Consider the following 24,683-nt stretch of genomic DNA (forward strand, 5'->3'; position numbering starts at 1 on the left):
AAACCGTTGCAGCGAGCAAGGGAGCAAGCGCGAACAGCGTGAAGCAAAATTGCAGCTAGCGATGATGGCCTATGGTGTAATTGGCAACACAACGGTTTCTGGTACCGTCATTCTAGGTTCGAGTCCTGGTAGGCCAGCAGTGATAACTGCTAGTAAAGCAGAAGTCACAGTTCTATGCCCCGTTCGTCTAGCGGCCTAGGACGCCGGCCTCTCACGCCGGTAACACGGGTTCAAATCCCGTACGGGGTACAAAATTCCTCCGCAACGCGGAGGGTTTTTCATTGCGTCTGCCGTTTCGGCAGGCGCAATTTTGCGTTCACTGGTCTTATTTCCACCCCTCACCGGTTCGACATTGTTCCTGAACCGAAGCATTCGGTTCATATGACCAGGGGAGTGACCACTACTAGATTGGCCAAGGTGCTTCCAGTGTGTATGTTCCGGGCCTACACTGCAGGTAACACCTCATAGTCAGCAGACAGGAGATTAGATGAACGCAAGTCCAAAGTATCTTCCCGCATCCTGTAGCTCTAGGCCCGCATAGCATTAATCCTGACTTCCCAAGACCAACTTTTGAGCGAAGCAAAGGAGCCTGAAGCGGATGCAGATGGATGCACAGCGATATCCGGGCACCATGAATCTCTAGGACCTTGCTATCTACAGATTGCTCGCGGAATAACCACTGATTCGATCCGCACCCACACCTTCAGAGACATGGTGACCGGATTTTTATGCTCAAAAACCCCTGAAAATTAGCTGTGTAGTGCGGATTTGTAGAATTATCTGCACGTAGTTTAGGCTTAACGAGTCCGCAACGGAACGCGCCCCGTTCGTCTAGCGGCCTAGGACGCCGGCCTCTCACGCCGGTAACACGGGTTCAAATCCCGTACGGGGTACAACGATAAGACCAAGCTTTAAAGCTTGGTCTTTTTCTTTTCCAGGCAGCCCTAGCTAACCCGGGTACTTCCGGGCGGCTGGGTTGTTTCGCTCCAAGAGCTCGTCAATAGAACGACGGCGGGACCCATTGGACTTCGCCTCTAATTCTTAACAGGCACCCATATCTGGGAACCCCATCGTCATCGTTTCTGCCGTTGTGGAACTTACAGGCGGTGGTGAGGTTGCTTTGATTGGTCTCGCCGCCGTATTTCCAGGCCACTATGTGGTGAACCTGACACTCATCAGCGCCTTTCAGGCAGTCTTTCCACGGACAGACCGGATTTTCAGCCGCTGCCATCATTCTTTGCTTCCAGCTGGCCTGTCGCTGCGTCCGGTAGAGGTTCACCGGTCCCTCGACAGGGTGGATCAACGTGGCGTAGCCGTGATCGGTAAACATCTGCTGCACTAATTGGGCACCAGTTAGCTTGGCACCGTTGGTCATCTGCAGCACGACGTCATCGCCCTCGCCGTCAACGATCTTGTCCAGCTCGTCGAGCTTGATCACCACGTTGGTGGTCACAGCAGTGCCCTTGGTCGTACCGGTCTGCAGGAATTCATCGACGGCTTCGGTATCGGGGAAGGCATCGTTGAGCTTAGAAATCAGCTCCGAACGGCCAGTGACACTCCAGGACCACTTATCGGTCTTGGATCGTTTCATCTTGGTGCCCTCTTTGGGCTCCGGCGGTGGAGGCAGGAATTCCTTTGCTACGGCGTTGATGTCGTCTTCGTGGACCTCGGCGCAGGCGATGCGGAACTTATAGCGCTGGACGGGGTCCTTGATGCGACGAGCTTTGTTTTCGATGTCCTTCAGGACGAGGAGGGAGTGTGGGGTGTTGCGGGCCGTGGCTTGGAGGCGGGTGTAGGGCGTCTGGCCGAAGTAGACGTCAGCCAGGGACATCAGGGCGGTGATTTCTTTTTGCGGCAGTCCTTCGAGTTGCAAGTGGGCACGCGTCAGCATGGCCACCTCGGACAGGATGTCCATCGGGGTGGCAAGCGATGCTGCGTATGCCTTGACTGCTTTCATACCTCTAAAGCTAAAAGAGATGTGTCAAGACCCGCTAGAGGAAATTTCCAAACCTGTGGATAACTGCCCCTTTTTCGCAAAAGTTGGTATTTGCCCTGGTTACGGACTGTGGATAACCTATTGCATGACGCCGGTTTTGGCCATGCCGGTCTGCACGCGGTTGATGTAGCTGTCCAGGAGACGACGTCCCCACAGTCCCAAGATGAGAATCGGGATGGTAAACAGCAACAGCATGCCGAGGTTCTTGAAGATATCGCCTTCGTAGACGCCCGCAATGGCGCTTCGCAGCGCATCGATGGCGTAGGTGGCAGGCAACCAGGGACTGATGCTTTGGAACCACTCAGGCAGCAGTGGCAGCGGATAGGCGCCACCTGCACTTGAGACCTGGAAGACCAACAGCAACACCGAGATTGCCTTGCCGGCGCTGTCGAAAGATATCACCAGCGTGTAGATAATCAGCATGAACACCAGCGAGATGACCCACGCTGCGCCCATCAACAAGAACGGATGCGCAGGGTTGATTTCCAGGAAGAAAATCAGGCACAGCACCAGGAATGTGGACTGCGCGAGCCCCAGCAGCGCCATGGTGGCGTAGCGGCCCAAGTAGGCCTGGTTGCGGGTGAAGTCGCTGTCCTCGCCAAGATATTCGTCCTCGACGTTGGTCTTCATCAGCACCGAGGCAATCAGTGCACCAATCCAGAGCGCCAGCGTGGCGTAGAACGGCGCCATGCCTACACCGAAGGAAGAGACCTCATAGACCGGTTCACGGTCCACGGCAACAGGTGCAGAAAGACGCGAGGCGAGTAGCTCAGGGTCGTTGCCGACGATATCGGCAAGCTGTGACAGGTCACCGGTATCGCGGGCTTCAGCGATCTTGACCTGCAGCTCCTGGAAGTCGCGAGCCTGCTCTTGTAGCTCGTCGGCAAGCCCGTTGGCAGCATCGCGCATGGTGACCAAGCTCGAACCGTCACCGGTATCCAGCATGGCTCGCAGTTGGTCGACCTCGCCCTTAACCGAGCGGATGCCATCGGCGACAATGCCGACGTTACGACCCAGCTCCTGCAGCTGCGGTTGGACGTCTTGCTCGAAGTTCGTGCGGGCATTCTCGACGGCCTGCCGGGCCTCAGCTAAAGCGTTACGGCTATCGGACGCGGCATCGGCGGAGTTGCGTTGGCCGGAGGCGATGTCGTCGGCGGCATCGCTAAGCGCAGTGTGCAGCGCATCGCTTTGACCAATCGCAGCATCCAGCTGTGCGTTGAACCCAGCCAGAGCGGATCGTGCTGGGCCGGGTAGGGCGGTGTTGTCGGCCTGGGAGTTGACGGCATCGCGAAGCTCGCGCATCGCAGCGGTCTGCTGGTCGACGCGCTCTGCAGCCGAACGGTAGGACTCCGCGGCCTGGGAGCGGGTGGCATCCGCGCGGTCGAGCAGCTCACTGAGCTCATCTTCTACCGCGGAGTAGCTGCCGACGGTCGCCTCCAGCGCACCACCCAGCGAGCCTGTGGAGCCAGAGACCGTGTTGTCGACCTCCGGAACGTTGCTGTCAGCGGTCTGGTTGCCGGCAGCAGTCAGGATGTTATCGGCAGCCTGGGCGAGCGGAATCGTGCCATCCAGCAGGCTAGAGAGTGAACGCACGGTATCGGAAGCACCGTTAAGGCGGGTGGCCGTGGTGTCCATGCGTTGCTCGATGGTGCCAAACGCCGACTGAGTTTCGTCGTCGTTAAGGAAGTCCTCCAGATTGGACACAGCGCCAATACCAACGCTGGCGACGACCTGCGTGAAGCTTTCGTCGATGCTTTGCACCACGCCCATGGCACCCTGCTGGGTAATCGTGGTCGACAGCGCGTTCTTCTTCTCATTGGTATACAGCTGCAGCTTGGTCGGCTCAGTGCCCTCGAAATAGAAGGTCAGCAGGTCCTGGCTGAAGTCCGGAGGCAGGACGATGCCGGCGTAGTACTCACCAGAGCGCGTGCCTTCGATGGCGTCATCGGTGTTGGTGAGCACCCAATCGATGTTCTCATTGCGGCTGAGCTGCGATAACACCTCATCGCCCAAGTTGAGTTCTAGGGGAGCGAGGTCGCTTTCGTAGCCTTCGTCGTCGCTAGCAACGGCGATTTCTAGCTGGTCGGTGTTGCCGAAAGGATCCCAGCTAGCCAGGACGTTAAACGCGGTAAACAGCAGCGGGATAATCGCGATGCCGAATAAGATGATCGCGGTCATCACGTTGTTGCGCACCGAGCGCAGGTCATTGCGGAGAATCGTCAGGATGTTTTTCATGACTTTTCTCCTTCCGCCTGCACGGGCATTTCTTTAGTGTCGTCGTCTGCTAAGCGGTTCGTCTGGCTGCTTTGTTGCTTGAGGTGCTCGCTCAGCTCATCCTCGCTCAGATCCGCCAGGCGTTCATCGTTGGCCAGGGACTGCTTGATGTACTCGAGGAAGGCAATCACGCCGATGGTAATCAGCGTGACCAGGCAGGCCAGGCCGAACGCGAGGGCTTTTTCCTCGGGGCGGATTTGGGCGAAAATACCCAAGCCCAACAGCAGTACCGTGCCGACGGCGACCGCAATCTTCATAAACAGCGGGAAACGGCCGCGCAGCGAACTCCAGCGCGATTCCATGTTCTCCTGGTAGCCCTCGCGGTCCTGCAGGGCCTGCAGGATATCCGTGACGCGGTAACGGCTGCCGACGAGGTGTACTTGCTCATTGATGATGAGCTTGCCCTTGGCCAGCTCGTCGTTGACCAGCATGTTGACGTTCGAGAGCCCGCGGCGTAGGAACGTACCCATGAGGAAGGCGACTGCCGCCATAAACAGCAGCGCGCCCAGGTTGCCCCAGTAGTGCGTGTCGTAGAAACCGCCGACGGTCTCACGCATAGCACCGATGCCGTACGTGAAAGGCAAGAAGGGGTGGATGGCCCGGAAGAAATCCGGGGTCATCTCAATGGGGTAGAGGCCCGAGGCACCAGGAATCTGGATAAACGCCAGTACCACGGCGATGACTCTGCCGACATGGCCAAAGATGGAGACAAGTCCGTAGACGATACTCAAGTAGCACAGGCCAATAAATACGGTTGTGCCGACGTAGAGCAGCGGGTTGATGTTCTCCACGCCAATGACCAGGTTGCCAATGGACACGATGAGGGCCTGGCCAATGGCGAAGGTGGCCAGCAGCAAGAATCGGCCGAGGTAGGCGTTGGCGACGGTGATGTTGCGTATGCCCTTGGGCTCAACTTCGGCGCGGAAGATGATCATCAACATGAACGCGCCAATCCACAGCGTCAGGGACGTAAACAGCGAGGACATGCCCGAGCCATAGCTATCGACGGGGAAGATGGCGTTGGATTCCATCGTCGCAGGCGAGGCCAGGAAGCTGGAGACCTCATCCGGGTCGAGGTCCTCCACGGTCGTGAGCAGGGGAGTATCGGTCACGGAGTTGGCCACGGCGAGCACGTCGGTGCGTGCGGTGCGCAGGCCATCTTCGATGCCGGACAGGTCGCCTTGGAAGCTGCTGACGACGCCTTGGGCATCGACAAGCTGCTGGTCCACGCCATCGAGCAGACCGCGGGTTTCACCGAGCAGGGTCTTCTGTGTTTCCAGCGACGCCGCCAAGCGTCCTGCAGTCGAGCCCAGAGTGTTGACCGCCGAAGTCAACGCCGGGGCATCGTTATTCAGCGAGTCACGCAGCTGCTGGGAGTTCTCGCGGGTGTTGGAGGTGGCATCGGCAAGCGCTGCAGCAGTATTTTCTAGCTGCTCCAAAGTGGCAGCAGAGTCAGACTGCAGCTGCGAGAGATTGCCAATTACTTCCTGGTTCTGCGCATTGCGGTCAGCCAAGTCATCGAGGGCTTGGCGCAGCGGCGCGGTGATCTCCGAGGGCAGCACCGGGTTGTCCACCACGCGGCGTAGGTCTGCGATGGCCTCATCGGACTGCTCGGCTACGCGCTCAGCACCAGAGGTGGCAGCATCGACGCGACCCAGCGCGCCCTGGAGCTGACCGGTAGCCTCATTGACGGAAGCGTTCGCTGACGCCGCACCTTCGGCCAGGGCGGTAGTACCCGCGACGTAAGCCTCGGAGGCATCGGCAGTAAACTCGGTAATCAGATTCTGCACGCTGGTCGTGGTGTCTTCGACCTGGCGCAGCGCGTCCTGGGAGGACTCAATGGTCCCGTTGACCGAGTCCAGAGTCGACTGCGCCTGGGAGACCGCCGGACGGTAGTCCTCAATGCGCTGTTGGAGGTTGTTCAGGCGCTCCCGCGAACCAGCGACAGTATCGGCAGTCTCGGTAAAAGAATCAGCCGAGTCGCCCGCCGCGTTGGCGATACGGTTGGACAAATCAGTGCCGGAATCGCGCAGCTCAGTAGCAACGGCCTCCGAGACCTGCTTGTTAAAAGTTGAGCTAATCACGCTGTCGAGCGTGGATGCGCCCTGGTCAGTAATCTTCGGCGAAATCGCGTTGAGCTTTTCATTAACGGCGTAGTCAATGGTCGGCTGCGAATACTCGCCTTCAAAAATACTGATGAAGTCAGAAGAAAAATCCGGCGGAATAAGGATAGTGGCGAAGACGTCGCCGCTTCTTAACGCGTCTTCGGCGTCTTGTTCGTTCATGAACTGCCAGCCGAGCCCGCCGGCCTCGTCTAGTTGGTCGACCAGCTCACCGCCGACATCTATTTCCCCGGTCAGATCCGAGTTCGTACCTTCATCTTGGTTGGTAACTGCAACCCGAATCTGGTCGGTGTTTTCATAAGGATCCCAGAAGGCGGATACGTTGACCCACGAGTACAACGCTGGAGTAATCATGATGCCGATGAGGATGATCCAAATCTGCGGTGTGCGCAGCAGGCGCTTTATATCCCGGCAGTAGATTTTCCAACTAGTTCTCACCCCAGTGACGGTATCATCCAGAGGGATTAGTTAGGTAGTTCAACTTTCGGTGAATTTAGAGGCGGGCGCGCAGGCGGGTGGCGGCATCGAGAAGCAGGTCCGCGTACTTTTCCGCAGGGGAGGGGCGGAAGCGCTCAGCCGAACCAGAAATAGAAAGCACGGCTAAGAAAGTGCCCTGCGAGTCCACAACCGGGGCAGAAATAGAAGCCAAGCCCGCTTCACGTTCCTCAATGGATTCGGAGTAGCCCTGCTTTTTGGCCGCGGCGACATCCTCGGCGGTGTACAGCGCATCGGGGACAGAGACATCCGCGAAGGCGGCAATCACGCGCGCAGCAGAACCCGAATTTAAAGGCAGCTGCCGACCCACCGGCACCACGTTGTGCAGTCCAGATTCCGGCTCGCGGGTGGCAATGCAGGTACGCGTGTTGCCGGAGAGCTCATACAGCTGCACCGATTCGCCGGTGGCCTCCAGCAGCTCGTCCATGACGGGGCCCGCGGCTTCCAAGAGGTGGTCGCGATTGCCGGGCAGGGCAGGGCCCGCGCCCCATTTGCCGTCCTCGGTACGCGTGAGGATGCGGTGGGCCTCTAGAGCAGTTGCTAAACGATGCGCCGTCGCGCGGGGCAGGCCAGTAGTTTCGCACAACTCATTGAGGCTGGATGGCCGGTTGGCCGCAGCCATCATGATGGCGACGGCCCGATCAAGTACCTTGATTCCAGATACTGCGCTATACTCTCCCATATAGTGAAATCTACGTTCCAATTTATGAGATTTCAAGTGGAGTGATTGAAATGAAGTTAACTTTGGCCGAGAAGGTCTGGCGTGATCATATCGTCACCGAAGGTGATGCTGGGGCACCGGACCTGATCTACATCGATTTCCAGCTGCTGCACGAAGTGACCAGCCCGCAGGCATTCGACGGCCTGCGTCTGTCCGGTCGCAAGATGCGCCACCCGGAGCAGCACCTGGCAACCGAGGACCATAACGTCCCGACCGTCGGTATCAAGACCGGCAACCTGTTGGAGATTAAGGACGAGATTTCGCGCACCCAGGTCTCTACGCTGCGTAAGAATTGTGAAGAGTTCGGTGTGCGCCTGCACGCCATGGGCGATGAACAGCAGGGCATTGTCCACACCGTGGGACCGCAGCTGGGTATTACTCAGCCGGGTATGACCATTGTCTGTGGTGACTCCCATACCTCGACTCACGGTGCATTCGGCTCCATCGCGATGGGCATTGGTACCTCTGAGGTTGAGCATGTCATGGCGACCCAGACCCTGTCGCTCAAGCCTTTTAAGACCATGGCCATTGAGGTCACCGGTGAGCTGCGCGAGGGCGTGACTGCAAAGGACTTGATTCTGGCGATCATCGCCAAGATTGGCACCGGCGGCGGCCAGGGCCACATCATCGAATATCGCGGCGAAGCTATCCGCAAGATGTCGATGGAAGCACGCATGACCATCTGCAACATGTCGATTGAGGCTGGCGCCCGCGCCGGCATGGTCGCCCCGGACCAGACCACCTTCGATTACGTTGAAGGCCGCGAGTTCGCGCCAAAGGGCAAGGACTGGGACGAAGCCGTCGAGTACTGGAAGACCCTGCCTACCGACGAGGGTGCTGAGTTCGACACCGTCGTCGAAATCGATGGCTCCGCGCTGACCCCATTCGTTACCTGGGGTACTAACCCGGGCCAAGGCTTGCCGTTGGCAGAGTCCGTCCCGAACCCAGAGGATTTCGGCGACGAGAACCAGAAGGCCTCCGTCCAGAAGGCACTGGAGTACATGGATCTCAAGCCGGGTACTCCGCTGCGCGATATCAAGATCGACACTGTCTTCGTTGGTTCCTGCACCAACGCCCGCATCGAGGACCTGCGTGCAGCAGCCGATGTCGTCCGCGGCCGCAGCATCGCACCGGATACCCGCATGATGGTGGTGCCATCGTCAGCTGCGGTGAAGCTGCAGGCCGAAGAAGAAGGACTGGACAAGGTCTTTCAGGACTTCGGCGCTGAGTGGCGCACCGCTGGTTGCTCGATGTGCCTGGGCATGAACCCAGACCAGCTGCGCCCGGGTGAGCGCTCCGCCTCGACCTCGAACCGTAACTTCGAAGGCCGCCAGGGCCCGGGTGGCCGTACCCACCTGGTCTCCCCGCCAGTTGCCGCCGCCACCGCGGTCACCGGCTACTTGAGCTCCCCGGCCGACCTGTAGACCACGCAGAAAGGAACCAACGTCATGGAAAAATTCACCACGCACACCGGCATCGGCGTTCCGCTGCGTGCCACCAACGTCGACACGGACCAGATCATCCCGGCTCGCTACCTCAAGTCGGTCAAGCGCACCGGCTTTTCTGACGGCCTGTTCTCCAACTGGCGCAGCGATGAGAACTTCATCCTGAACCAGGAGCCTTTCAACAACGGCTCCGTGCTCTTTGCCGGCGAGGACTTCGGCACCGGATCCTCCCGTGAGCACGCCGTGTGGGCTCTTGCCGAATTCGGCTTCAAGGCCGTCTTTTCTTCCCGCTTCGCGGATATCTTCCGCGGCAACTCCGGTAAGGCAGGCCTGCTGACCGGCCTGATGGAGCAAGAAGATATTGAGCTGATTTGGAAGCAGCTCGAAACAGGCGAGACCGAGGTTACCGTCGACCTCGAGGCCCGCAAGGTTACCGTGGGCGGCAACGACTACAGCTTCGACATCGACGACTACACCCGCTGGCGCCTGATGGAAGGCCTCGATGACATCGGGCTGACCCTGCGCGATGAGGGTGCCATCGATGCCTACGAGGCCAAGCGACCGGCCTTCAAGCCGGCCGTCAGCTAGCGCACAGGAAGGGGGCTGGCCAGGTAATCTGCACCGGTCAGCTCACCTTCGTTAAAGGACAGCACCCACACAGAGGCCTTCTTAAACCGCAGGTCCTCGAGCTTGTCTTTCAGGAACTTCGGGGCGGCATCGGCAATAATGGCCGGAATCGTCTCACCCTGGCTGACAATGACTGGCACACCGCCGCGCTCGACGACGCGATAGAAGGCCTTTTTTGCTGCCTTAAAGTTCGAAGAGGTGACCTCATCGCCAAAGTTGCGGTTGACTGCCAGGTCGAAGCCTAGTTCATCGGCAAGCGGTGCGGCAGTCTGCTGGCAACGGTGCGGCTGCGCAGAATAAATAGCCGTGGGGTGGTAGGCAGACAGCAGCGGCACGAGCATTTCTGCTTGACGACGCCCCTTCTTATCCAGCGGGCGCAAATCATCATCACCGTCCCACTTGTGGCGGGCATGCGCACGGGCATGGCGGACGTAGAGCACGCGGGTGGTCGGTGCCAGGCGCAGGCGCTTCTTAGCCTTGGTGAGTACCTCCGAGTCGAGTTCGTAGGTCAGCAGCTTCTTGGCTTCATCGATAGGCAGCCAGCGAATCTCATCGACCTCGCTGTTTTTCTTGAACTTGCCGCTGGTGACCTTGGCTACCCAGTAGTAGACGACCTTGGTACGGCCCTGGACGGGGTAGGTAACCTTGCCAATTAGCTTGCCGAGCTTGACCTCAAAACCAGTTTCCTCAGTAATTTCGCGCACGGCGGTCACCGGCAGGGACTCGCCTGGGTCGACCTTGCCCTTGGCCAGGGACCAATCGTCGTAATGCGGGCGGTGGATGACAGCGACTTCCGGATCGTGGGGATCGCCGCGCCACAACACCGCACCGGCGGCGAGAGTGGTGCGCTTAAACTCCGCAGCTGGGTCGACCGGGATTTCTTGCAGGCGACCCGACATAAAGACCTCCGACTGGATGTCCTTATCCGTTTCGTGGAAGTTTTTCGGTTTCGGCATGACTCTCCTCATTAGACGATCTATCAACCCCGTATTTTCCTCTAAAACTGCCGAGAATGCATTTTCATCCTGTCAGTTTCGTAATATGCATTACTGTTGTTGAGGAAAGTTCAGTCTGGGAAGGTGGTCATAACAATGGTCAACGTCGCTGTGATGGGCGCAGGTTCGTGGGGTACGACCCTGGCGAAAGTCTTTGCCGACGCAGGTCAGAAAGTCCGGCTGTGGGCCCGCCGCCCCGAGATGGCCGAGACCATCAATTCCCAGCACCGCAACATGGATTACCTGCCTGAGGTCGCGCTGCCCGAATCCATCGTGACGACCACCGACCCGGCGGAAGCTTTGGAGGACGCCGCGATCGTGGTCTTCGGTGTGCCTTCGCAGACTCTGCGCAGCAACGTTGAGGCCTGGGCGAAGCATTTGCCTGACGATGCCACCTTGGTCTCCATCTCCAAAGGTGTCGAGACCTCCACCTTGCAACGCATGAGCGAAGTCATTGCGGCAGCTGCCGATGTCAGCCCCGACCACGTTGCCGTGCTTTCTGGTCCGAACCTGGCGAAGGAAATCGCCGACGAGCAAGCTGCTGCCACCGTTATTGCCTGCTCGGATGAAGAGCGCGCCAAGCGCGTGCAGGCTGCCGTGGCCACTCCGTACCTGCGCCCGTACACCAACACCGATGTCATCGGTGCGGAGATTGGCGGTGCGTGTAAGAACGTCATCGCGCTGGCCTGCGGTATGGCCTCTGGTAAGGGACTGGGTAACAACACGATTGCCACGCTGATTACCCGCGGTCTGGCAGAAATTACCCGCCTGGGCACCGCTTTGGGCGCCGACCCGTTTACCTTCTCCGGCCTGGCTGGCCTGGGCGACTTGGTGGCTACCTGCAACTCGACGCTGTCGCGTAACCGCACCTTCGGTTACCGCTTGGGCCAGGGCGGCACACTGGAAGAAGCCAAGGCTGCGACCAATGGCCAGGTGGCGGAGGGCGTGTACTCCTCGGAGTCGATTTACCGCCTGGCCCAGGATGCCGGTGTGGAAATGCCGCTGACCGAAGCTGTTTACGGCGTGTGCCACCGCGGCGTCAACGTCGACGACATGGTCGTTGCCCTGATGGGTCGTACAAAGAAGTCGGAATAAAAGGCAGTAGGATCTTTCCTCATGACTGAAAAAATCCGCGTCGCCGTCGTCTACGGCGGCCGCAGCTCTGAACACTCCGTGTCCTGCGTCTCGGCAGGGGCTATCATGCACAATCTTGATCCGGAGAAATACGAGGTCATCCCGATTGGCATTACCCAGGACGGCGCCTGGACTCAGGGCACGACTGAGGGGCTAGAAATCGTCGATGGCAAACTGCCCGTCGTGGAACTGCGCGACGAGCTTGCACTTTCGCTCAACCCGGCGACCAAGGGTCGTTTCCACAATGTGAGCCAGCATCGCCACGAAGTCGAAGCCGACGTCATCTTCCCGGTCCTGCACGGTCCTTTCGGCGAAGACGGCACCGTCCAAGGTCTGTTTGAACTCTCCGGTATCCCGTACGTTGGCCCGGGTGTTCTGGCGTCTGCAGCCGGTATGGACAAAGAGTTCACCAAGAAGCTGCTCGTGGCCGAAGGCCTGCCCGTGGCCGAAGAGGTCATCCTGCGCGACCGCACTGAGCTGACCGAGGAAGAGAAGGACAAGCTGGGCCTGCCGGTCTTCGTCAAGCCTGCCCGCGGTGGTTCCTCGATTGGTGTCTCCAAGGTCAGCGACTGGGCCGATTTCCCGGCCGCGGTCAAACAAGCCCACGAGTCTGACACCAAGGTGCTCGTCGAAGCAGAAATGGTCGGCGATGAGGTCGAGGTCGGTGTCCTGGAGTATCCGGACGGCCGCATTGAAGCCTCCGTGCCCTCCCTGCTGACTGGCATCGAAGAATCCGAGGAGGGTTTCTATGGCTTTGAAACCAAGTACCTCGACAACGTGGTCTCCGCGAAGATCCCGGCACCTTTTGAGCCGGAGGTCACCGCGCAGCTACAAGAAATGTCCATCCACGCCTTCAAGGCCCTGGGTTGTGAGGGACTGACCCGCGTGGACTTCTTCGTCACCGACGACGGCCTGCGCATCAATGAGGTCAACACCCTGCCGGGCTTTACCCCCATCTCCATGTACCCGCAGGTCCTCGCCGCTTCCGGTGTGGATTACCCGACGCTGCTGGACACCCTGGTCCAGCAGGCGCTGGCAAAGTAGCGGGGCCACAAGGCTCCGGGGAAACGGAAGTTACTGCTCTTCCGTGTGTTCGGCGAGCAGGTTGCTCATGGTGACTAGTACGTCGCCGGAAACGTCTTGTGGGGAGTGGACGGCGAGGTCGTTTTCGCGGCCTAAGGCGAACCAGGAGCCAGCGGTGGTGCCACCTGCCAGGGTGGTGTCTTCGAACCAGGGGACGTCGTTGATTTGCTGTAGCTGTGCGCCGGCTTCGTAGTTCTCGGGTGGGGCAACGCCACAGCGCATGACGATTTCCTCGCGTCCCGGTGCGCCCCAGACGTAGGTGTTTTCTTCGTCGATGTCGCGGCGTTCGTAGCCTTCGGCGAGTTCATCGGGAAGCTCTGCTTCCAGTCCGCGGCACATCTCATCCGGGCCGGCTTCCAGCTGCGATAGCGGTGCCGGGTGCGGGTCGTGCTTGTCCTGTTCCAAGGTGCCCAGGGCGTCCTTGAGGCCTTCCGGGCGGGAATCATCAAAGAAGGTCACCGCGACGACTGGTTCGCGGTCGGTGGTGTACCAGGTGTGCAGGTTCGAGTTCGGGGTCATGTCGTTGACCTGCAGCCACTCGGTGCCTTCGATGTCTTCGGTCTGGGAGTACTCGGTGTACTGGAAGGGCAGGTCGACACCGCAGCGCAGTGTGATGGACTCAGTCGAGTTCGATGCCCAGGCGGCGGCACCTTCCGGTACCGGTTCGGCGATTTCTGCCCGCGGGTGGCCCTGGAAGTCGTCGGGGAGGGCATCGAGAAGCGCGCGGCATTCTGCGGAGTCTGCCTTTTCCGACGGGAAATCTGACATGGCTACCGGCGCTTTCGCGGTAGAGTTATACACCCAGTAGGCTCCGCCGAAAACGCCCACGACCATTGCAATCGCGATCGCTAATGAGATGTAGATTGCGGTGCGGTTAAATTGGGTTGTCATAAGCGCTAATAGTATCGAAAGGCTCTTCGTGCACCTAAGCAAGACGCTCGCCGACGTCGGTGAGGCCAACGTCATCCAAGAGATCACCGCAGCAGCGCCGAGCAATCTCAACGGCGATGATGCCGCAGTACTCTTCCCGGCAGCACCTAATTCCCGCACGGTGGCCTCGACGGACACGATGGTGGAAGGGCGGCACTTTACCCGCACCTGGTCCACGCCCGCTGAGATTGGGCAAAAGGCCATTGTGGCGAATTTCGCAGACATCGAAGCCATGGGCGCCCGCCCGACTGCGGCATTGCTCGCCGTGATTGCCCCGAAGAACACCCCGCTGGCTTTGGTCCGCGGGATTGCTGAGGGCATCGCGAGCCGCTGCGCGCATTACCAGGCTGAACTCGTCGGCGGTGACGTTAGTGCCGGTTCGGAGCTGGTCATCACGGTGACCGCCATTGGCTCTCTGGGTGGCAGTCTGCCGCCGCTGACCCTGGATGCCGCCCGTGTCAGCCAAAAGGTCGTCGCCCACGGCAAGATTGGGCATTCCGCCGCAGGCTTTGCGTTGCTGCAGCGCTTTGGCCGCAGCCTGCCCACACAATACGAGGATCTCTGGCCGCTTATCGATGCCCACTGCGCTCCCTGGATCCAACCCGGCCGCGGCGTGATTGCCCGCTCCACTGGGGCAACCGCCATGACTGATAACTCCGATGGTCTTATCCACGACGTCGGAATGCTGGCCAAGCGCTCCGGTGTGCGCATCGATTTACACAAAGACGCCCTGCAACCAGACCCGCTGTTGCAGGCCGCCGGTGCCGTCTTAGACACAGACCCCTGGGAGTGGGTCTTAAGCGGCGGCGAGGACCACACCTTGATTGCCACCACGCACAAAGACGCGCCTTCTGGTTTCCGCGTCATCGGCGATGTACACCGCGGTGAAGGTATCACCGTGGATGGAGGACCTGCCGCCTATAGCGCTAGTTGGGAGAGTTTCTAACGTGCATCCGACCTATCACCCGTCCTGGGCACCGGCTTTGGCCCCCGCATTAGGGGAGCACTGGCCACACATCCGGACTGAGCTAGAAAAGGGCGATTTCCTGCCTGCTGCAGAAAACATCTTCCGTGCCTTCGACATGCCACTCGATGAAGTCAAGGTGCTCATCGTGGGCCAAGACCCGTATCCGACACCAGGCCATGCGATGGGGCTGTCCTTTTCCACCCAGCCGGGCGTAAAACCACCGCGTTCCTTGGTGAATATCTACCAGGAACTCCATGACGACCTTGGGATTGCACCCCGTCAAGACGGCGACCTGACCGGCTGGTTTCACCAGGGCGTGCTGTTGCTCAACCGCGTGCTGACGGTCGCCCCGGGCAATGCGGGGTCGCATCGCAAGTTAGGGTGGCAGGCCATTACTGAAGCTGCCATTCGCGCGCTTGATGGTCGGCCCATCGTGGCTATTTTGTGGGGCAAGGATGCCCAAGGCTGCCAGCAGTTTATTCCCAACGTGCCGTGCATTACCTCGCCGCACCCGTCGCCGTTGTCAGCCCGGCGTGGATTCTTCGGCTCTAGGCCTTTTTCGAAAGCCAATGAACTTTTAGAGCAACAGGGTGTGCCGCCGGTGGATTGGCAACTGTAGAATTACCGCCATGACATTTCCCAGTGCGTTGGATTCGACAGGCCTCTACGGTTGGGCCACCCGCGCCGTCGGCGAATTAAACCAGCGCCGCGCGGAGATTAACGCACTCAACGTCTTCCCGGTCCCGGACTCGGATACTGGCTCCAACATGGCCCACACCATGGAAGCCGCCCTTGCTGAAGCCGATAAGGGTGGCGATGTCGCAGCAGCCCTAGCGCTGGGCTCTGTCCGTGGCGCCCGCGGCAACTCCGGCATGGTGCTCTCGCAGGTCCTGCGCGCAGTAGCTGATTCCACGAGCGATTCGCTTGTCGATGCCCCCATCTTCGCCCAAGCCATGGATCTCGCTGTGGAACTGGTCGACCGCGCCATTGCTGAACCTGTCGAAGGCACCGTTATTTCCGTGCTGCGTGCTGCGGCTGCTGCCTCGCGCGATGCCGTGGATACCGAACAACCACTGCACCCCACCGTGGCAGCAACGGTCACTGCGGCCCGTCGTGCGCTGCGCGATACGCCTTCGCAGTTGGCCGTGCTGCGCGAAGCAGGCGTTGTCGATGCCGGTGGCGCCGGCCTGGTCATTCTGTTGGAATGCTTGCTCGCAGAAATCGAAGGCACTGACGTAGCAAACGTCGATATGCACGTACCTGACGAGCAGGGCCCAGAACTAGAGATTATGTTCTTCTACCACGGCGACCTGGAAGGGCTCGAAGAAGAACTGCGCCCTATGGGCAATAGCCTGGTCATTGCGCGAGCTAGCGATGACAGCGGCAGCGTGCACATTCACTCCCGCGTTGCCGGCCCGGTTATCGAGAAGGCCTATGCGCTCGGCGACGTCAGCCAGCTGCGCCTGGAAGTCCTTCCCGAGCACGTCGCCGAGATTCAATCTGAGCAGCCCGTGCGTCGCGTCGTCGTCGTGGTGCCGGAAGGCGGGATGTCGGAGTTGTTCTCCTCGGTGGGAGCAACCGTTCTGCGTCCAGGAACCAGTCTTGATGACCCCAGCGCTGATGACATCGTGATTACCAACGGACTGGATATCGAGGCCGGTGCTGCACAGATCATCGACAATGCCTCGTTCATTTCCGGGCTGGCTGCCTTGTCGGTTTACGAGGTAGGCCATCCCGATACCGCAGCGATGGTGGAGACCATGCGCGATGTGGAACGCTCCATGCGCGTTGCCCATCCGGCAGAAGAAACTCTGGATTCTGTGCGCGAGACCGCCCAGCAGCTGCTTAAAGAAGGCGGCGAACAAGTCTCGCTGCTAACCTCACTGCCAGTAGATACCGCAGCACTCGAAGAAGAACTCGGCGTGCAGGTAGGTGCAGTAACGATGGCGAATATCGCAACGGAAGTAGGAGTGGAATAAGCCATGCTCGGGTGGCGAGACGACCGACCCTTGGATGCTGTCCTGGATAAAAAGGACGCAAAGAAGATCACTCGCTACCTTGGCTATACAACCTGCGGTGAGCTGCTGCGCCATTATCCGCGTGACTACGTCCGCCATAACAAAGACGTCGGCCTGCACACTGCAGAAGAAGGTGAAATCGTCACGGTCACCGGCATCGTGGGTGGCATCAACACGAAGCGTGCCCGCAACACCACGATTTACCAGCTCAACCTCCAGAATGGCATCAGCGCCAGCTTCTTTAACGCCCACTGGATCCAGAAGGTGCTTTTTCCGGGCGTGCGCGTGATGTTGTCGGGCAAGCTGAAGTGGTTCCGCAGTCGGCCACAGTTGCAGCACCCGGATTTCGTAGTCATCGATAACTATGGCGGCAACGCGCCTTCGACCGGGTCGCTGCGCAGTCTGTCGCAATTCGGCGACATTGAAGAACTACTGGTCAACCGCGAGTGGATTCCCATCTACCCAGCCACCGCGAAGCTGACGTCTTGGTACATCATGGGTGCCATTCACAAGGTCTTGGCGGAAACCCCGCACATCCCTGAGCCGCTCGATGTCAAGATGCTTACCAGCATGGATGAGGCCATCCGTAGCGTTCACGAACCAGGGCCGGACGGCCCATACCGCGCGATTCATCGCCTCAAATACAACGAGGCTCTCGCCATCGGTTTGGTGATGGCGCTGCGCCAACGCGATGCCGAATCGCACACCGCCGACGCCTTGCCCGCTCGTCGCGATGGCTTCCGTGCACACTTGCTGAACCACCTGCCCTTTGAACTTACCGATGGCCAAAGGCAGGTCATCACCGAAATCGAAGCAGACCTAGAAGAGACCCTGCCAATGATGCGCCTGCTCCAAGGCGAAGTCGGTTCGGGTAAGACCATGGTGGCCACGTGCGCGATGCTGCAAGCTGTCGATGCCGGCAAACAAGCAGCCCTACTCGCCCCGACAGAAGTGCTGGCCTCGCAGCACGCATCCTCGATTAGTCTGAGCGTGCCCGAAGGCGTCAAGGTCACCTTGCTGACCGGTTCGATGCGCGTGGCCGAAAAGCGCCAGGCTCTCCTCGATATCGTCAGCGGTACTGCGGACATCGTCATCGGTACCCACGCCATCATTCAAGAAACCGTTGAGTTCTTTGAACTGGGCCTCGTGGTCGTTGACGAGCAACACCGCTTCGGCGTCGAGCAACGCGATAGCTTGCGCTCCAAGACCCCAGAAGGCATGAGCCCACACGTGCTGGTCATGACCGCAACGCCGATTCCACGCACCATCGCGATGACCGTTTTCGGCGATTTGGCTGTGTCCACGTTGAAGGAGCTGCCCGGTGGGCGTCGGCCTATCCAATCCTCGGTGGTGCCGGAGTGGGCGCCGTCGTGGACGCAGCGTGCGTGGGAACGCATTCGCGAAGAAGTCGATAAAGGACACCAGGCCTACGTCGTATGCCCACGCATTGATGGCGAAGGCGGCGTATTAGAACTTGCCGCACAGCTAGAGGCCGGACCGCTGCAGGGCCTTAATGTCGATATCTTGCATGGTCGCATGAAAGATAAAGACGACGTCATGGCCGCGTTTAGCAGGGGAGAGACCGATGTTCTGGTCTCCACCACGGTCATTGAGGTCGGTGTCGACGTGCCGAATGCGACGGTGATGCTCATCCGCGAGTCCGAGAGTTTCGGCGTTTCCCAGCTGCACCAGTTGCGCGGTCGCGTCGGTCGTGGCGGTAATGCCTCGCTGTGTCTTTTCCACACCCTGGTCGCCGAAGACCACCCGGCGTTCGAGCGCATCCAAAAGATCGCTGCGACCACCAGTGGTTTCGACTTGGCCGAACTGGACCTGGAGACCCGCCAGGAAGGCGACATTTTGGGTACCTCGCAGTCTGGTACCCGCCGCACGCTGCAGCTGCTGCATCTGGCCGAAGATCGCGACATCATCGAGCGCACCCACGACGATGCTTTCGCGCTGGTGCGTCGCAATCCTGAACTCGCTGTGGAGCTCGTGGTTGACCTCACCGAATCCGAACAGGAGTACCTGGAAAAGACCTAAGCTAACCCACGCGCTAGGGTAAGGAGGTTAAGAGACGAAAGGGAGCTGAAAATACAATGACGCGCATCATTGCGGGCGAGGCCCGTGGTCGCACCATCAAAGTACCTGCCAGCGGCACCCGGCCCACAGCAGATCGCGCCCGCGAGGGTCTTTTTTCTTCCCTGGACGTGCGCTGGGGTTTCCAAGGCTCCAAGGTCTTAGACCTCTTTGCCGGTTCCGGCGCGCTGGGCTTAGAGGCCGCCAGCCGCGGGGCGGAGGAGGTTGTCCTCGTCGAAGATAATCCGGCGGCGGTGAAGGTGATTGAGCACAACATTGGCGTCGTCAAGCATCCGCGCTTGACCGTTCGCGAGACCAAAGTTGGCACCTTCTTGGCCGGCGCACCGAAGGGTTACTTTGACTTGGTGCTCGCCGATCCGCCCTATTCTTTCGACGACATCGATGGGTTGTTAGAAGCCTTAGAGCCCACGCTTGCCGATGCCGCCATGGTCGTCATCGAACGCCCCCGCGAAGCCGCCGAAACCCAGTGGCCGGAAGGCTTTGAACCAACGAAACAAAAATTAAAGAAGCGAACCTTCGGTATTGCCCGGATGGACATGGCAATATATACCCGTCCCGGTTCCAAGGAGGAAGATTAGTCATGACTAAAGCTGTATGCCCTGGTTCCTTCGACCCCATCACGTTGGGTCACCTGGATATCTTCACCCGTGCCAGCGAGCTTTTCGACGAAGTCACCGTCCTGGTCACCGGCAACCCCGATAAGCCCTCAGGCCTGTTCACCGTTGAAGAGCGCATGGAACTCATCCGTGGCGCAGTGGATCCGTCCATCAAGGTCGACTTCTGTGCCGGCCTGTTGGTTGATTACACCACCGAGCACAACATCGACACCCTGGTCAAGGGCCTGCGTTCCTCGCTCGACTACGAGTACGAACTGCCCATGGCGCAGATGAACCGACGCCTTTCCGGCATCGATACCGTGTTCTTGCTGACTGATGAAAAGTACGGCTACATCAGCTCCTCGCTGTGCAAGGAGGTCGCACGCTTCGGCGGCGATATCACCGGAATGTTCCCGCCGAACGTCGGCGCTGCCGTGATGGAGAAGTACCAGTCATGATGACAGCCGTAGCCATCATGCTTACGGTGGCCTTCGGCTCTAGTCTTCAGCGCATCTCCGGCATGGGCCTAGGGCTCGTGGGCGGACCGATTCTCACTCTGTTGTTGGGCCCTGTGCAGGGCATCATGGTCATCAATGTGCTGGCGTGCCTCAACGCCGCGCTGACGACCTATACCGTGCGCGAATGGGTGGACTGGAAAAAGTTCGCGCTGATTTCCTCCGTCATGGTCATCGGCTCGATTCCGGCCGCGGTGCTGGTATCACGCGTGGAAAGCTCCACGCTGTTGATTATCGTGGGCGCCTCGCTGCTGATTGCACTGAGCATCGTCGTGTTCGGCAATCGCTTTGTCCCGCGTACAGAAGGAAAAACGCCTGCCGTGGTGGCAGGCGTGATTGGTGGTTTCACCAACACCTTGGCTGGTATTGCTGGCCCGGTGATTACCGTCTATGCGCAGGCAGCGCGCTGGCCGCAGCAGATGTATGCCGCGACCTTGCAGCCGATCTTTATGGTCGGCGGTGCGGTGTCCTTCATCGTGAAGGGCCTGGCCGGTGCCGGTGGTGGCTTTAGCACTGACTGGCTGATTTGGCCGGCAGGTATTGCTGGCATGGTCATTGGTGTCACACTCGGCAACCTGCTGGCGGGCAAGGTCTCGCGCACTTTGGCGCATCGGTTGTCGCTGATTGTGGCCTTCGGTGGTGCCGCGAGTGCGCTCATCCGCGGCATCGTTAGCTAAAGCAGCGAGGCCAGGAAGTCCTGGGTGCGCTGGTGCTGGGGGTTTTCCAGCACCTCTTCGGGAGTACCGACCTCGACGATCTGGCCGCCGTCCATGAAGACGATCTTGTCGGCTACCTCGCGCGCAAAGCCCATCTCGTGGGTAACCACCAGCATGGTCATGCCATCGGCAGCCAGCTGCTTCATGACGCGGAGTACTTCGCCGACCAGCTCGGGGTCGAGGGCGGAGGTGGGCTCATCGAAAAGCATGAGCTTTGGCTCCATGGCAACCGCGCGGGCAATGGCCACGCGCTGCTGCTGGCCACCAGAAAGCTGCACCGGATAAGCATCTGCCTTGTGCGCCAAGCCGACCTGCTCGAGTAGTTCCATGGCCTTCTTCTTGGCCTTATCGGCCGGGACCTTTTTCACCTGGATGGGAGCCTCGATGATGTTCTCGAGCACGGTGCGGTGGGAGAAAAGGTTGAAGGACTGGAAGACCATGCCGATGTCAGAGCGCTGCTGAGCGGCCTGCTTTTCGGTGATCTCGTAGAGGGTGCCGTTCTTTTCCTCGTAGCCAATCAGGGTGCCATCGACATAGATGCGTCCGGCATTGATGGTTTCCAGGTGGTTGACGCAACGCAGGAAGGTCGACTTACCGGAACCTGACGGGCCCAGCAAACAGGTGACCTCGCCCGGGGCGACCTCTAGGTCGATGCCTTTAAGCACCTCGAGGCGACCGAAGGACTTGTGGACGTTTTGAGCAGAAATCATCGGGGTAGTCATCTACTTGTCCTCCTGGACGACGTTGACGTTGCGCGGGATGTTGCCCTCAGCATCAGCCAGGGAAGCCAGCTGGCGGGCGGTGAGTTCACGGGTAGCGCCGCGTTCGAAGCGCTTTTCCAGGAAGTGCTGGCCAACCATGAGCAGCGAGGTAATCGCCAGGTACCAAGTAGCAGCCACCAGCAGCAGCGGAATCGGTTCGAAGAGCGCGGCGGAGATATCGGTGGCACGGCCGAAGATTTCGTGAGTGTAGGGAATAGCGACCACCAGGGAGGAGGTCTTCAGCAAAGAAATGAACTCGTTGCCGGTGGGCGGGATGATAATACGCATCGCCTGCGGCAGCACCGTACGGCGCATGGTCATCCACCAGCCCATGCCCAGCGCAACGGAGGCTTCCTTCTGGCCTTCAGGAACCGCAGAGATACCGGAGCGGACAATTTCGGCCATGTAGGCGGCCTCGTTCATGCCCAGACCAAGCACGGCGAGCAGGAAGGCGTTGGTGAGCACGGCCTCGAGTGAGACCTCCGTGAAGCCTAAGTTGATGGTCTGGTAAATCGCAGACAGCAGGCCCCAGAAGACCAGCTGGACGTAAATTGGGGTGCCACGGAATACCCAGAGGAAAATCCAGGACACCGCCCGGAAGATTGGGTTGGGCGACATGCGCATCACGGCAAGCAGCACGCCGCCGACGACGCCGATAATCATCGCCAGCAGAGTAATAGCGATGGTGTGCAGCGCCGCAATAGCGATGCGGGTATCCAGCAGGTACTGGAAGTAAGTAGACCAGCCGAAGGCCTCGTTGCGAGCGGAGCTAATCACGAACCAGATGGCCAGCAGGACCACGATGCCTGCGCAGACCCACCGCCACGGGTGGCGCAATGGTTTCGCTTCAATCTTGCCGGGCTTGGAATCCCCGGCTGGGGTAGCGGTATTAGTCATTGATCGGCCTTTCGTTAATCATGGCTTCATCGATTAGTCCGTCTTCGATGCCCCACTGGGCGAGGATCTTTGCGTAATCACCGGTGTCAATCAGGTGCTGCAACGCTGCGGCCAGTGCCGGGCCCAACTCAGAGTCTTTGGGAACGGCAAAGCCGTAGGGAGCGGCGTCGAACATCTCACCGACTTGCTGGAGCTTGTCGTCAGAGCGGTTGACCGCCCAGCCAGTGACCGGGGAGTCAGCCGATAGTGCATCGGCGCGGCCCATCAACACCGCTAGCGCGGCGTTGTCGCTGGTGTCATAGGACAGGACGGTCAAGTCGCCGTCGCAGGCTTCCTGCTTGGGGCGCACGTCATCAGTTTCAGAAACGGTCGTGCGCTGGACGGCGACGGTCAGACCGCAGGGATTATCCGGGTCGACGTCGCGGGGGCCATCGGTACGTTCTGCCCACTGGATGCCGGCGTAGAGGTGATTGACGAAGTCAAAGTTCTCGCGGCGTTCCTCAGTATCGGTAAAGCCGGAGCCGCCCATATCCAGCTGGCCGGCTTCGACGGCGGGAAGGATCATCGCAAAGTCTTGCTCTACTGGACGAAACTCCAGGCCTAAGACATCTGCCACAGCATTCGCCAGGTCCATCTCGGCACCGACGATGTTGCCGTGGCTGTCCTTCAATTCGAAAGGCGCAAAAGGTGGGTTGGTGCCCACCGTAAGGACTCCGTCGGCGTCGTCGTAAAGCGCGGCAATCTCCGGTACCTCATCGATGGTTGGTTCTTGCCAACCCTCCGGCACGGATTCTTCTGTGTTGGTAACACAGCCGCTCAGCATTGCGGCGCTGAGTAGGACAGCACCACACGCCCGGCGACGTCCGACGGGGAAAATCATTTAACTATCAGCCTTTGCTTTGTATTTCTTAGCCTGCTGGGCATCAATCCAGATAAAGAAGCCCACGATGATCACGCCCAGGAAGAACACACCAATGATCGGGAGAGTGCCGGCGTCCTGGCCCTCACCAAACGGCCACAGTGCGCGCAGGGAGCCGAGCATGAAACCGGCCATCGCAGCCAGGGTGACGTTGCGGTGGTGGTGCAGCAGCCAGTTCAGCAGCTTCACAAACGCCGCCAGGCCACACAGTGCGCCCAGAGCGAAGACGGCGACAGTACCCATTTCACGATCCGAGACCGCGCCAATGATCGGCTGGTAAAGACCCATGGTCAGCAGGATCAGGGAACCGGACACGCCCGGCAGAATCAACGCGCAGACCGCAATGGCTGCGGCGAAGAAGACGACGATGAGGCTCGGATCATCGACAGGTTCAGAAGTAAAACCAGTAACGATGAAGATGACTGCTGCCGCAATCAGAAAAGTGATGATGGACTTACCCGTCAGGCGGGCAGACTTATCCATCATCGCAATCGGCACGAAGATGGAAATAGCCACCATGCCCATAAACAGGGCGCTCGAAATCGAGACCTGGTTTTCAACGAAGTTGGACAGGATGGTCGACAGGCCAAAAATGGCTACGAACATACCGATGGCCACAGTGGCCAGGAAGGCCCAGTCGACCTTCTTGAAGCGGCCCGAAATCAGGTCATTGCCGTTTTCGAGCGCGCGCTCGTAGATACCGACGATCAGAGCAATTGTGCCGCCGGAGATACCCGGGACGAGCTCAGCCGAACCAATGAGTGCGCCACGCAGGACGTTAAGTAGATATTGCATAGAAGAAAAATTAATGGGAAGCCCACCGCAGCACAGGTTGCCAAGCCGGTACAACGCGGGTTTCTCGGTCAGGGAATGTTAGCCAAACAACACTTGCTTGCATAACATTCATGGACTGATTCTAACCATAACACCGATTGTGGAACAATTAGACGATATTCACTAAGGTTACGCCCCGAATCAGCGAAACCCCCGCGCCCAGCCGGAGTGTTGAAAAATATGCGCAGCGCGAACAATTATTAAGCAAACGTCCAACGTGTGACGCGCCACAGTCGCGGGGGCTGATGGTGGGTTTATCGAACGCTCGGCTGCAAGCCTGAGGAATGCCTTTGAAAGCAGGCCAGGGTGACCCTAGGCCAATGCATACCGCCCGACCCATTACGCCTAATAAATAGTCAATTAATGGACTCGTTGCGGGAATAGAAAAAGACCAGAAGGAGTGAATGTCTTTCTGGTCTGGGTGTTTGGTGCCCCTGGTGAGACTCGAACTCACACTGAACGGGTTTTGAATCCGTTGCCTCTGCCAATTGGGCTACAGGGGCCAAGCTTCTGCCTGACTGAGATGAAATCATAGCGCAC

At 59.3% G+C, this 24,683-nt stretch carries 21 protein-coding genes and 4 tRNA genes; 14 read left to right on the top strand and 11 right to left on the bottom strand.

The window, feature by feature from the left end; translation table 11 throughout:
* The first annotated feature begins 65 nt into the window (after window positions 1-65).
* The 3 genes from UL81_RS05265 to UL81_RS05275 all read left to right on the top strand — a co-directional run bounded on the left by UL81_RS05265 (window position 66) and on the right by UL81_RS05275 (window position 893).
* A tRNA-Gln gene (locus tag UL81_RS05265) sits at window positions 66-137 on the top strand.
* 39 nt (window positions 138-176) lie between these two features.
* A tRNA-Glu gene (locus tag UL81_RS05270) sits at window positions 177-249 on the top strand.
* 571 nt (window positions 250-820) lie between these two features.
* Window positions 821-893 (top strand) — tRNA-Glu (locus tag UL81_RS05275).
* A 104-nt stretch (window positions 894-997) separates the two neighbouring features.
* Here the strand turns inward: UL81_RS05275 and UL81_RS05280 are convergent.
* The 4 genes from UL81_RS05280 to UL81_RS05295 all read right to left on the bottom strand — a co-directional run bounded on the left by UL81_RS05280 (window position 998) and on the right by UL81_RS05295 (window position 7,570).
* A complete protein-coding gene (locus UL81_RS05280) occupies window positions 998-1,957 on the bottom strand; it encodes an HNH endonuclease signature motif containing protein (protein ID WP_035105575.1) in 960 nt (319 codons plus the stop codon).
* Window positions 1,958-2,074: 117 nt separating this feature from the next.
* Window positions 2,075-4,231 carry a YhgE/Pip domain-containing protein gene (locus UL81_RS05285; RefSeq protein ID WP_035105574.1) on the bottom strand — a complete coding sequence of 719 codons (2,157 nt, stop codon included), beginning with the start codon at window positions 4,229-4,231 and terminating at the stop codon, window positions 2,075-2,077.
* Entirely contained in the window at window positions 4,228-6,831 is a 2,604-nt protein-coding gene (locus tag UL81_RS05290) for a YhgE/Pip domain-containing protein (RefSeq protein ID WP_035105572.1), read from the bottom strand. Before UL81_RS05290 ends, UL81_RS05285 begins: the two co-directional genes overlap by 4 nt.
* Before the next feature lie 55 nt (window positions 6,832-6,886).
* The gene (locus UL81_RS05295) at window positions 6,887-7,570 is read right to left on the bottom strand and encodes an IclR family transcriptional regulator (protein WP_046453356.1); all 684 of its coding nucleotides are present in this window, start codon (window positions 7,568-7,570) and stop codon (window positions 6,887-6,889) included.
* A 50-nt stretch (window positions 7,571-7,620) separates the two neighbouring features.
* Between UL81_RS05295 and leuC the strand changes: the two genes are divergently transcribed.
* Together leuC and leuD are read left to right on the top strand one after the other, a co-directional pair.
* On the top strand, window positions 7,621-9,033 hold the full coding sequence (gene leuC, locus UL81_RS05300; RefSeq protein WP_179944112.1) for a 3-isopropylmalate dehydratase large subunit: 1,413 nt from the start codon (window positions 7,621-7,623) through the stop codon (window positions 9,031-9,033).
* 24 nt (window positions 9,034-9,057) lie between these two features.
* Window positions 9,058-9,642 (top strand): 3-isopropylmalate dehydratase small subunit, encoded by a 585-nt coding sequence (gene leuD / locus UL81_RS05305; protein ID WP_035105571.1) that lies wholly within the window; start codon window positions 9,058-9,060, stop codon window positions 9,640-9,642.
* On the opposite strand, the gene UL81_RS05310 is transcribed toward leuD, so the two are convergent.
* Window positions 9,639-10,637 carry an NUDIX hydrolase gene (locus UL81_RS05310; RefSeq protein WP_046453358.1) on the bottom strand — a complete coding sequence of 333 codons (999 nt, stop codon included), beginning with the start codon at window positions 10,635-10,637 and terminating at the stop codon, window positions 9,639-9,641. The genes leuD and UL81_RS05310 overlap by 4 nt on opposite strands.
* Window positions 10,638-10,772: 135 nt before the next feature.
* On the opposite strand from UL81_RS05310, the gene UL81_RS05315 reads away from it, so the two are divergent.
* Together UL81_RS05315 and UL81_RS05320 are read left to right on the top strand one after the other, a co-directional pair.
* Window positions 10,773-11,771 (top strand): NAD(P)H-dependent glycerol-3-phosphate dehydrogenase, encoded by a 999-nt coding sequence (locus UL81_RS05315; protein ID WP_035105570.1) that lies wholly within the window; start codon window positions 10,773-10,775, stop codon window positions 11,769-11,771.
* A gap of 21 nt (window positions 11,772-11,792) precedes the next feature.
* The gene (locus UL81_RS05320) at window positions 11,793-12,854 is read left to right on the top strand and encodes a D-alanine--D-alanine ligase family protein (protein ID WP_035105569.1); all 1,062 of its coding nucleotides are present in this window, start codon (window positions 11,793-11,795) and stop codon (window positions 12,852-12,854) included.
* A 30-nt stretch (window positions 12,855-12,884) separates the two neighbouring features.
* Here the strand turns inward: UL81_RS05320 and UL81_RS05325 are convergent, their stop codons facing one another.
* Window positions 12,885-13,784, bottom strand: a complete 900-nt coding sequence (locus UL81_RS05325; protein WP_035105568.1) for a DUF3515 domain-containing protein — start codon at window positions 13,782-13,784, stop codon at window positions 12,885-12,887.
* A gap of 28 nt (window positions 13,785-13,812) precedes the next feature.
* On the opposite strand from UL81_RS05325, the gene UL81_RS05330 reads away from it, so the two are divergent.
* Genes UL81_RS05330 through UL81_RS05360 form a run of 7 tightly spaced genes read left to right on the top strand, consistent with a single transcriptional unit; the run spans window position 13,813 to window position 20,693 of the window.
* Window positions 13,813-14,769, top strand: a complete 957-nt coding sequence (locus tag UL81_RS05330; RefSeq protein WP_169746055.1) for a thiamine-phosphate kinase — start codon at window positions 13,813-13,815, stop codon at window positions 14,767-14,769.
* Window position 14,770: 1 nt separating this feature from the next.
* Window positions 14,771-15,409, top strand: coding sequence for a uracil-DNA glycosylase (locus tag UL81_RS05335; protein WP_035105567.1), 639 nt, complete (start codon window positions 14,771-14,773; stop codon window positions 15,407-15,409).
* Window positions 15,410-15,419: 10 nt separating this feature from the next.
* The gene (locus UL81_RS05340) at window positions 15,420-16,769 is read left to right on the top strand and encodes a DAK2 domain-containing protein (RefSeq protein WP_035105566.1); all 1,350 of its coding nucleotides are present in this window, start codon (window positions 15,420-15,422) and stop codon (window positions 16,767-16,769) included.
* Between the two features lie 3 nt (window positions 16,770-16,772).
* On the top strand, window positions 16,773-18,848 hold the full coding sequence (locus tag UL81_RS05345) for an ATP-dependent DNA helicase RecG (RefSeq protein ID WP_035105565.1): 2,076 nt from the start codon (window positions 16,773-16,775) through the stop codon (window positions 18,846-18,848).
* A 56-nt stretch (window positions 18,849-18,904) separates the two neighbouring features.
* Window positions 18,905-19,483 (top strand): 16S rRNA (guanine(966)-N(2))-methyltransferase RsmD, encoded by a 579-nt coding sequence (gene rsmD / locus UL81_RS05350; protein ID WP_035105563.1) that lies wholly within the window; start codon window positions 18,905-18,907, stop codon window positions 19,481-19,483.
* Between the two features lie 2 nt (window positions 19,484-19,485).
* Complete coding sequence (coaD, locus tag UL81_RS05355; protein ID WP_035105562.1) at window positions 19,486-19,959, top strand: pantetheine-phosphate adenylyltransferase; 474 nt, start codon at window positions 19,486-19,488, stop codon at window positions 19,957-19,959.
* On the top strand, window positions 19,956-20,693 hold the full coding sequence (locus tag UL81_RS05360; RefSeq protein WP_035105560.1) for a sulfite exporter TauE/SafE family protein: 738 nt from the start codon (window positions 19,956-19,958) through the stop codon (window positions 20,691-20,693). The genes coaD and UL81_RS05360 overlap by 4 nt, the downstream gene beginning before the upstream one ends.
* Here the strand turns inward: UL81_RS05360 and UL81_RS05365 are convergent.
* The 5 genes from UL81_RS05365 to UL81_RS05385 form a co-directional block, all read right to left on the bottom strand.
* Window positions 20,690-21,454: an amino acid ABC transporter ATP-binding protein gene (locus UL81_RS05365; protein ID WP_035105559.1), complete on the bottom strand. Its 765-nt coding sequence runs from the start codon at window positions 21,452-21,454 to the stop codon at window positions 20,690-20,692. The genes UL81_RS05360 and UL81_RS05365 overlap by 4 nt on opposite strands.
* A complete protein-coding gene (locus tag UL81_RS05370) occupies window positions 21,455-22,390 on the bottom strand; it encodes an amino acid ABC transporter permease (protein WP_035105557.1) in 936 nt (311 codons plus the stop codon).
* Window positions 22,383-23,270, bottom strand: a complete 888-nt coding sequence (locus tag UL81_RS05375) for an ABC transporter substrate-binding protein (protein ID WP_046453360.1) — start codon at window positions 23,268-23,270, stop codon at window positions 22,383-22,385. The genes UL81_RS05370 and UL81_RS05375 overlap by 8 nt, the downstream gene beginning before the upstream one ends.
* Complete coding sequence (locus UL81_RS05380; protein ID WP_035105556.1) at window positions 23,271-24,104, bottom strand: DUF368 domain-containing protein; 834 nt, start codon at window positions 24,102-24,104, stop codon at window positions 23,271-23,273.
* A gap of 465 nt (window positions 24,105-24,569) precedes the next feature.
* Window positions 24,570-24,646 (bottom strand) — tRNA-Leu (locus tag UL81_RS05385).
* Window positions 24,647-24,683: the final 37 nt, after the last annotated feature.

Origin of the sequence: Corynebacterium camporealensis (assembly GCF_000980815.1) — a bacterium.
GTDB classification, from domain to species: Bacteria; Actinomycetota; Actinomycetes; order Mycobacteriales; family Mycobacteriaceae; genus Corynebacterium; species Corynebacterium camporealense.

What these genes read in the sequence shown, in the direction of transcription:
- UL81_RS05315 (WP_035105570.1), top strand. Translation starts at nt 10,773, where the DNA reads ATGGTCAACGTCGCTGTGATGGGCGCAGGTTCGTGGGGTACGACCCTG.
- UL81_RS05380 (WP_035105556.1), bottom strand. Translation starts at nt 24,104, where the DNA reads ATGCAATATCTACTTAACGTCCTGCGTGGCGCACTCATTGGTTCGGCT.
- coaD (WP_035105562.1), top strand. Translation starts at nt 19,486, where the DNA reads ATGACTAAAGCTGTATGCCCTGGTTCCTTCGACCCCATCACGTTGGGT.
- UL81_RS05370 (WP_035105557.1), bottom strand. Translation starts at nt 22,390, where the DNA reads ATGACTAATACCGCTACCCCAGCCGGGGATTCCAAGCCCGGCAAGATT.
- UL81_RS05360 (WP_035105560.1), top strand. Translation starts at nt 19,956, where the DNA reads ATGATGACAGCCGTAGCCATCATGCTTACGGTGGCCTTCGGCTCTAGT.
- leuD (WP_035105571.1), top strand. Translation starts at nt 9,058, where the DNA reads ATGGAAAAATTCACCACGCACACCGGCATCGGCGTTCCGCTGCGTGCC.
- UL81_RS05280 (WP_035105575.1), bottom strand. Translation starts at nt 1,957, where the DNA reads ATGAAAGCAGTCAAGGCATACGCAGCATCGCTTGCCACCCCGATGGAC.
- UL81_RS05375 (WP_046453360.1), bottom strand. Translation starts at nt 23,270, where the DNA reads ATGATTTTCCCCGTCGGACGTCGCCGGGCGTGTGGTGCTGTCCTACTC.
- UL81_RS05320 (WP_035105569.1), top strand. Translation starts at nt 11,793, where the DNA reads ATGACTGAAAAAATCCGCGTCGCCGTCGTCTACGGCGGCCGCAGCTCT.
- UL81_RS05295 (WP_046453356.1), bottom strand. Translation starts at nt 7,570, where the DNA reads ATGGGAGAGTATAGCGCAGTATCTGGAATCAAGGTACTTGATCGGGCC.
- UL81_RS05285 (WP_035105574.1), bottom strand. Translation starts at nt 4,231, where the DNA reads ATGAAAAACATCCTGACGATTCTCCGCAATGACCTGCGCTCGGTGCGC.
- leuC (WP_179944112.1), top strand. Translation starts at nt 7,621, where the DNA reads ATGAAGTTAACTTTGGCCGAGAAGGTCTGGCGTGATCATATCGTCACC.
- rsmD (WP_035105563.1), top strand. Translation starts at nt 18,905, where the DNA reads ATGACGCGCATCATTGCGGGCGAGGCCCGTGGTCGCACCATCAAAGTA.
- UL81_RS05345 (WP_035105565.1), top strand. Translation starts at nt 16,773, where the DNA reads ATGCTCGGGTGGCGAGACGACCGACCCTTGGATGCTGTCCTGGATAAA.
- UL81_RS05340 (WP_035105566.1), top strand. Translation starts at nt 15,420, where the DNA reads ATGACATTTCCCAGTGCGTTGGATTCGACAGGCCTCTACGGTTGGGCC.
- UL81_RS05310 (WP_046453358.1), bottom strand. Translation starts at nt 10,637, where the DNA reads ATGCCGAAACCGAAAAACTTCCACGAAACGGATAAGGACATCCAGTCG.
- UL81_RS05365 (WP_035105559.1), bottom strand. Translation starts at nt 21,454, where the DNA reads ATGACTACCCCGATGATTTCTGCTCAAAACGTCCACAAGTCCTTCGGT.
- UL81_RS05325 (WP_035105568.1), bottom strand. Translation starts at nt 13,784, where the DNA reads ATGACAACCCAATTTAACCGCACCGCAATCTACATCTCATTAGCGATC.